General features: G+C 65.9%; 7 protein-coding genes. 2 read left to right on the top strand and 5 right to left on the bottom strand.

Annotated features, from left to right (window positions below):
• The 4 genes from JHD67_RS07620 to JHD67_RS07605 all read right to left on the bottom strand — a co-directional run.
• The coding region (locus JHD67_RS07620; RefSeq protein WP_199098569.1) for an EAL domain-containing protein at positions 1–1,524 on the bottom strand (1,524 nt) is incomplete at its 3' end.
• 147 nt (positions 1,525–1,671) lie between these two features.
• On the bottom strand, positions 1,672–2,049 hold the full coding sequence (locus tag JHD67_RS07615; protein WP_199098568.1) for a peptidase C13: 378 nt from the start codon (positions 2,047–2,049) through the stop codon (positions 1,672–1,674).
• Positions 2,050–2,193: 144 nt separating this feature from the next.
• Complete coding sequence (gene zapE, locus JHD67_RS07610) at positions 2,194–3,312, bottom strand: cell division protein ZapE (RefSeq protein WP_199098567.1); 1,119 nt, start codon at positions 3,310–3,312, stop codon at positions 2,194–2,196.
• Positions 3,313–3,378: 66 nt separating this feature from the next.
• Entirely contained in the window at positions 3,379–4,068 is a 690-nt protein-coding gene (locus JHD67_RS07605; protein WP_199098566.1) for an alpha/beta family hydrolase, read from the bottom strand.
• Between the two features lie 57 nt (positions 4,069–4,125).
• Between JHD67_RS07605 and JHD67_RS07600 the strand changes: the two genes are divergently transcribed.
• On the top strand, positions 4,126–4,710 hold the full coding sequence (locus JHD67_RS07600) for an ACP phosphodiesterase (protein ID WP_199098565.1): 585 nt from the start codon (positions 4,126–4,128) through the stop codon (positions 4,708–4,710).
• A gap of 136 nt (positions 4,711–4,846) precedes the next feature.
• On the opposite strand, the gene JHD67_RS07595 is transcribed toward JHD67_RS07600, so the two are convergent.
• The gene (locus tag JHD67_RS07595; protein WP_199098574.1) at positions 4,847–5,344 is read right to left on the bottom strand and encodes a c-type cytochrome; all 498 of its coding nucleotides are present in this window, start codon (positions 5,342–5,344) and stop codon (positions 4,847–4,849) included.
• Positions 5,345–5,711: 367 nt separating this feature from the next.
• Here JHD67_RS07595 and JHD67_RS07590 point away from each other — a divergent pair, with 367 nt between their 5' ends.
• The gene (locus JHD67_RS07590) at positions 5,712–6,980 is read left to right on the top strand and encodes an efflux RND transporter periplasmic adaptor subunit (RefSeq protein ID WP_199098564.1); all 1,269 of its coding nucleotides are present in this window, start codon (positions 5,712–5,714) and stop codon (positions 6,978–6,980) included.
• The last annotated feature ends 127 nt before the right edge of the window (positions 6,981–7,107 follow it).

Here is a 7,107-nt window from a genome sequence, read left to right as displayed (position 1 = left end):
GTAGCCGGTGCCGAAATCGTCGATGGCAATGCCTGCGCCGAGCTGGCGCAAAGCGGTGAGGTGACGGCGGGTGGTGGCGCTGTGCTCCATCAGCGTGCTCTCGGTGAACTCCAGCTCCAGCGTATCCAGGCTCACCTTGTGCTGTTCGGCGACCTGTTGCACGCGGCTCACCAGATCGGCACCGAGGTCGGTGCTGGATACGTTGAGCGATAGCTTGATGTCCTGCCCCTGGCGTCGCCATGTCGCCAGCTGCGCCACGCTGTGCTCCAGCACCCATTGGGTGAGCGAGCGCATCAAGCCGGCGCGTTCGGCCAGCGCAATGAACTGGCTGGGTGGGATCAGGCCCAGGGTGGGGTGTTGCCAGCGGGCCAGCGCCTCCAGGCTGATGCAGCGGCCACTGTCCAGGTCAATGCGCGGCTGGTAGTGCAGATCGAGCTCGGTGCGGTCGGTAAGCGCGGCGGCCAGTTCGGTGACCAGGAAGAATTCCTGCCGCTGCTGTTCGTCCTGGTGACGATCGTAGACCGCCCAGCCACGCACGCTGTGTTGCGCCGCATGCGAGGCATTGATGACCAGGCGCAGCGGATCACCGCCGCGCAGATGACTGCCATCGATCTTCAGCAAGCCTACGCCGGGCTGGATGGTGAGCGGAATGCCCAGGCAATCGAACGGTTGGCGCAGCCGCGACACCAGTTCGTCCAGTCGCGAGGTATCGGCCACCACCTGGTGATCGGGCAGCACGATGGCGAAACGGGTCGTGCCCACCTGGTATAGCCGCGTGCCCTCCGGCACCCAGCGCAACACCCGTTGCGCCACGGCACGCATCAACTCATCCGCGTAGGCATGACCCATCGCACGTATAAAAGCGTTGAAACGCTGCACGGGCGCTACGTCGATGGCAATGACCCATGCATGGGGCTCGCGTTCGTGTAGATGCCGGCGCAGGTCATCGAAGAACGCGAAGCGATGTGGCAGTTGGGTAATCGGATCGGTGCGCCCCAGATAGCTGCGCAGCACCACGCCCGCACCGACCAGCGACGCGGCATCGTGCAGGGCGATCTGCTCCGCTTCACTCAGGCTGGTGCGCGGGGCGAGGTCCATCACGCACAAGGCGCCGATCTGTTGCCCGGTCAGGGTATAGACCGGCTCACTGACGAAAAAGCGTATCGGCCCCGGGCCGGCGGCCAGCCCCAGCGCCGCATCGCGGAAGCGCTCGTCATGCAGGGTGTCCAACACCACGCATGGGGTAAGGCTGCGGGCCGCTTCCAGATGCAGTGGATGCACGGCACGCGGATGGTGGGCGGGCAGCTCATTGCCATCGGCGAACCAGTAGGCGGTACCGCCGTTGAGCACCAGTGACACCAGGGGCGCATTGAGCGAGCGGGTGACCAGACGCACCACCGCGTCAAAGCCTGGTACGGCAAAGCCGTCCGGCGATACGGAAGATGTCGCCCGGTCCAAGCCAAGCGCGGCGGCCTGCGACCCGAACTCATCCTGAGTCAGGTCCGGCGCGGTGGTCGTATGCATCGCGTGTTCACCCCTGTATGGAACGGCGTTACATCCCCAAGCGAATGGAGGCTACTGCAGCGATGTCACAGGCTGCAATGCGACAAATGGAAGGCCATTTGGCAGTGCGGCCGGGCGATCCCTCGCCCAGCAGATCGGCCATGCCGACTATTTCTTTACGCTGAAATCGATTTCGATTGGATACGGCGCGGGCCGTGCAGGCGGCGCCGGCAGTACCCAACTGCTCACTTGTCCGGCCATGCATTTGGCGACAGCGGTTTGCGGCTGTACCTGCAGGCGCGCCAGGCGACCATCCGGCAGCACATCGGCCACCAGGGTGAAGGGCGACTTGTCGGCCGGGGCGTTGCTGGCGATGCAGGACTTGTAGGCATCGGTGGTTGGGTTGCCGATGCGATCCCACATCTGCTTCTGGTAGGCCGGCCCGACCGCGGCACCCTCGGCCAGCTTGGCCTGGCTCACGCGCTCCTGAAAGTCGGGGCTGACATCGGAACTCAATTGCAGGGCAAGGGCGAGCAGAACGGACATGGCGGCTCCCGGAGGTGGAAGGCTGCGACCATACCAGCTGCTTGCCGTCCCTGGATGACGGCGCGCTGTCCCATGCTCGGCGCGCCGTGGCGATGCACGTGCTTACGCCGACGATGTGCTTGCGGCTATCGCCGCATCGGTGGCTTAGGGCAAGTGCGGGCTGGCGAGATATTCCTCGCTCTGCATTTCGATCAGGCGCGATTCCGTGCGGCCGAACTCCGCGCGCAGTCGCTCACCGTCATACAGCTCGGTAATGGGTGCGGCGGCCGATAGCACCAGCTTTACGTGGCGGTCGTAGAACTCGTCCACCAGCATCACGAAACGTCGTGCGGCGTCGTCGGTGTAGATGGTGAACTGCGGTACGTTGGAAATGATGACCGCGGGGCCGGCCTTGGCCAGTTCGATGTAATCGGACACGGCGCGCGGGCCTTCGCACAGCGCGGCGAAATCAAACCACAGGATGTTGGTGGCGCGCTTGCGCACCGGTATCGGGCGATCGTTGAGCACGATCTCGCCGCCTTCCTCCACGTTGCCCTCGGCCTGGCTGTTGAAGATGCGCGCCAGCGCGCGCTCCGCCTCCTGGCCGGGAGGGGTGTGGTACACCGGGGCCTGGGTCAGGGCGCGCAGGCGCCAGTCTTGCGAGGAGATCATCTGCACCACATGGCAGTGCGTTTCGATCAGCGCGATGGCCGGCAGGAAGCGCGCGCGCTGCAGGCCATCCCTGTAGAGATTTGCCGGCGCCGTGTTGGAGGTGGTGACCAGGCTCACGCCACGATCGAACAGCGCCTGCAACAGGGTGCCCAGGATCATCGCATCGCCGATGTCGTTTACCAGGAACTCGTCCAGGCACAACACGCGGCAGCGCGCGGCAAGGTTGGCGGCGACCTCCAGCAAGGGGTCCTGGCGCTCTCCCAGCGCGCGTAGCTGTTCATGCACTTCGCCCATGAAGCGGTGGTAGTGCCGGCGCAGCGCCGTGCCATGCGGCAGGCTGGATACGAACAGGTCCATCAGAAAGGTCTTGCCGCGGCCGACGCTGCCCCACAGGTACAGGCCGGGCACGGGTTCGCGCGTCTCGCTGCCGAGCAGCGACTTGATGCGTCCGAACAGGCCGCCGTTGCCGTTGCTGTTGCCCGCGCACAAGGCGGCATGCATGCGGTCGAACTCCGGCAGCAGCGCCTGCTGGGCCGGGTCGGCCTCCCAGCGGTGGGCCTGGACGCCTTCGAGGTAACGCGCACTGGGCGCGAGTTGCGGGGAATCACTCATAAGTACGACAGCTTCTCTGGGCGCCGTGGCCATGGCCGGGCGCCGGGTCGGGCGGAAACGGGGGGATCAATCCTGGCGCAGCGGCGGCAGCCACGGCTGGACGTCGTGCTTCACCGCGCCGCGCAGGTCCATCAGGCGGCGATGGAAGAAGTGGCTGGTTTCCGGCATGCGCACCAATACGGGCTTGCGCGTCATGCCGTCGATCCAGTCGAACACCGCTTGCGGGTCCACTACTTCGTCTTCTTCGCCCTGCACCACCAGCCAAGGGCAGCTGGGCAGTTCGAAGCCTTCGAACGGCCAGCGGCCGGCGGGTGGGGCAATGCTGATCAGGGCGTCGGCGTGCAGGCGCGCGGCATTGCGGATGGAGACATAGCTGCCGAAGGAAAAGCCCGCCAGCCAGATCGCATCGTGCGGGCGCACGTGGCGCACCCAGGCCACCACGGCGGCCAGGTCGTCACCTTCGCCGTTGCCGTGGTCGTAGGTACCTTCGGATTCACCCGTGCCACGGAAGTTGAAACGGACCGTGTCCAGCCCGGACTCGCGCAGCGAGCGCTCCACCATCGTCACCACTTTGTTGTGCATGGTGCCGCCTTGCAGCGGGTGCGGATGACAGATGATGGCGGTACCGCGGCGCGCTTCCTCGGGAATGGCGACGTCGGTGATCGTTTCGAGCTTGCCGGCGGGGCCTTCCAGCGCGAAGCTGGCGGCCTGCTCGGGAAATGACTCGGGCTGGGTGGGGAGCGTGATGGGATTCATGGTCAAGATGATAACCGCCACGTGGCGAGGCCGGTCGGGCTGGACCCGGGAGCAGGCATGAACCATCTGGCGCACACGCTGCTGGCGGGCAACGACGAATGGCTGCAATTGGGCGGCCTGATGGGCGATTTCGTGCACGGCCAGCCCGATCCGGCGCTGCCTCCCCGGCTAGTGCAGGGCATCCGCCTGCACCGGGCCATCGACTCCTATACCGACAGCCACCCCGAGGTGGCGGCTGCCCGTGCGCTGTTGCCGCCACCGTACCGGCGCTACGGCGGCATCCTGCTCGACATGTGGTTCGATCATCTGCTGGCGCGCGATTTCCCACGTTGGAGCAGCGTGGGGTTGGAGCCGTATTCCAGCGATGTGCGCGCGCTGCTCGATCGCCATGCGGCCCTGCTGCCCCCGGGCCTGCAACGGTTCCGTCTATATATGCAGGCGCATGCGCTGCCGGGCGGCTACGCCCGCCCGGAGGAACTGGCGGCGGCGCTGGATGGCATTTCCCGGCGTCTGCGCCGTAGCAATCCGGTGGGCGAGGCCATGCCGGTGCTGGCTGGGTTGGAGCGGCCGCTGCAGGCGCACTTCGAGGCCTTTTTCCCTCAACTGCAGCTTTTTGCCGTGCAATGGATCGCCGCCAGCTGAGCGGCCGCGTGGGCGCAGGGCGCGGTGAGCTGGTGGCGCCAGGCGTGGTCATAAGCGTCTGGCGACGGCGCACGCGACGTTGCCTCAACGAAAAACGCCGCCCGAGGGGCGGCGTTTTTGCGTGGGCGAACGGTGCTTACTTGGCTTGGTCCACGATCCAGTGCACGGCGTTCTTGACTTGCTCGTCGGTCAGCGCCGGGTTGCCGCCCTTGGCCGGCATCATGTTGCCATCCGGGCCCTTGTAACCTTCGACCGCGTGCTTGACCAGGGTATCCAGGCCTTCGGCGATGCGCGGACCCCAGTTGGACTTGTCGCCCAGCTTGGGTGCGCCGGCCACGCCCGCCGTGTGGCAGCTATGGCAGAGGTTGTCGTAGATGGTCTTGCCGTCGGTGCTGCCGCCGTAGGCCACTTGCGAGGCGGCGGCCTTGGCGGCGGCCTCCTGCGCGGCCTGCATGGCGGCGCGGCCGGTGTCGCCGGCGTACACCGCGCCTGCCGGGGCGATGCGCTGGGCCACCTGCTGGACGGTTTGCGGATTGGTTTCCTTGGGCTCGTTGTCGTAGATCCACCATGCGCCGCCGATCAGCAGCAAGGTCAGCACAGACAGGCCCGCGATCAGCAGCGAGAAGCTGCGCATGAAGCTCTGGTCGGATTTGGTCAGGGAACCGCTCACGCAATCACTCCATATCTAATGGATGGCTTTTCAGCCGGGGTTGGGCATAGGTTCAGACAACAATCGAGCAAGTATAGACGAAGCCCGCGGCAAGTTTCAGGGCGCCCTGCGCCACCTTCTTCATGGCACGGAGAGTGCTGTTTTCACAGTCATTTCGTCATTTTGACGGCATAACCTGACAAAACCCTGCCATCGGTCATGGGGCACCCATGTCAACTGGCATTGTCCAATTTCGTTGAACTGCCCCTATCCTTTCACTCGACGTACAAGTCAGGCGCGTGAGCGCGCCGGTGGGGTCGGGTGGCCCGCCGTCTATCTCTGGGAGTTTTTCATGTCGCGTTTTTGGAAGATCGCGCTGACCGTCGTGGTCGTGATCGTGCTGGGAGCCGTGGGCTTCCGACTGCTGCACAAGCCGGGCGCCGAGGACGGTGCGCAGGGGCAGCATCGCGGTCAGCAGAAGGGGGATGGCCAGGCGGGCGGCCAGAACGGGCAAGGTGGGCAGGACACGCCGGTACCGGTGACGGTCGAGTCGGTGGTCAAGCAGGATGTCCCGGTCTACCTGACCGCGCTGGGCACCGTGCAGGCGCTCAACACCGTCACCATCAACCCGCAGGTGAGCGGGCAGATGCTGAGCATCAACTTCAAGGAAGGCCAGGAAGTGAAGAAGGGCGACCTGCTGGCGCAGATCGATCCGCGTCCCTTCCAGGCCGCCTACGATCAGGCGGCTGCCAAGCAGCAGCAGGACGAGGCTCAGCTCGCCACCGCGCAGAGCACGCTCAAGCGCAACGACGCGCTGGTCGCCAAGGGCTATGTGGCCCAGCTGGACATGGACACCTACCGCAACAACGTGGCCAACCTCACCGCCACGGTGGCGGCGGACAAGGCTGCCGTGCGTTCGGCCAAGGTCAACCTGGACTACACCCGCATCGTCTCGCCGATCGACGGCGTGGCGGGCATTCGCAACGTCGACCCGGGCAACGTGGTTACCACCACCACCGCCGTGGTCACGCTCACCCAGATCCATCCGCTCTACGTGATGTTCAGCCTGCCCGAGCAGAACCTGGAGATGGTACGCAAAGCCGCCGGCGGTGCCGATCCGCTGGAGGTGCTGGCGCTCGATCGCGCCGATGCGCACACCATTGCCGATGACGGCCAGCTCAGCGTGATCGACAACCAGATCGACACCACCACCGGTACCTTCAAGCTGCGCTCGGTGTTCCAGAACACCAAGGGCGACCTGTGGCCGGGCCAGTTCGTCAACGTGCGCCTGAAGGTGCACACCGTGGCTGGCGGCCTGGTGATCCCGTCGCAGGCGGTGCAGCGCGGTCCGGATGGCGACTACGTGTACCTCGTGCAGCAGGACCAGACGGTCAAGATGCAGGCGGTCAAGGTGGCCGGCGAAGTGGGCGACAGCCATGTGATGATCGGCTCGGGCCTCGCGCTCAACGAGCAGGTGGTCACCGAAGGCCAGTTCCGCCTCAAGCCGGGCAGCAAGGTCAAGGCGCTCAAGCCGGGCGAAGTGCCGGCGGCACCGACCACTGCCGAAATGGACAAGGCCAAGAAGCAAGCCAAGCAGGGCGGCGGCGGTCGCCGCGGCTAAGCACGGATGCAGGAAACGGAAGGCGCGGCCTGGTGGCCGCGCGTTCCAGAGCACAGCGGCGCACGCATGAAGCGTCGACGCGGCTACGGGCCCTCCTTTGCCGGATCGCCTGGGCGAGCTGACAGCC

This window comes from Dyella sp. ASV21, from assembly GCF_016428975.1.
Classification (GTDB): Bacteria; Pseudomonadota; Gammaproteobacteria; order Xanthomonadales; family Rhodanobacteraceae; genus Dyella.
This window is presented reverse-complemented; position numbering and strand designations above follow the sequence as displayed.